The 451-nt window shown below is 40.8% G+C and carries 1 protein-coding gene; it reads right to left on the minus strand.

All coding sequences use genetic code 11. From position 1 onward, the window contains the following. Positions 1 to 72 precede the first annotated feature (72 nt). Positions 73 to 451, minus strand: a 379-nt coding sequence (locus AAEY55_RS18165) for a hypothetical protein (RefSeq protein WP_350552618.1), incomplete at its 5' end; no start/stop codon positions are given.

Genomic DNA, 451 nt, shown 5'->3' on the forward strand with positions numbered 1-451 from the left:
CTCCGAATTTATCATTGAGCAGGTATTTTTAGATAATCAGAACATCGATGCTAGGTGTGGTTCGCTAGACGCTTACGCTTTATTTACTGTTTTCCACACTTTGTCGATATCGACGTCAGTAAATAGATGCTGAGAAATGGATCCCAATTCTTTGCTAGTAAGCGGCAGAGTATTAATTCCATCACTCCTGGCTTGACGTAAGGCTTTGAGAAGTTGTTGGTTTTGCCTATCTTCAGGCTCTAAATAGATGACTACAATCTGATTGTCCTGTGCCAAAACCTTGTGAGGGACATCTTCGAAAATCACAATACATTGTCCGGTGTGAATACTTTGTGCCTTGTAATCTTGAACCGAGATGTCTTTGTCTAAACCAATGCAAATTTGGACAGCATGATGTGCATGAACATCATTATCAGGACTGATTCCGATGTAAATCGCTTTGTAGGGCCAC

Source organism: Pseudoalteromonas sp. 120-MNA-CIBAN-0494 (assembly GCF_040308885.1).
GTDB lineage: Bacteria > Pseudomonadota > Gammaproteobacteria > Enterobacterales > Alteromonadaceae > Pseudoalteromonas > Pseudoalteromonas nigrifaciens.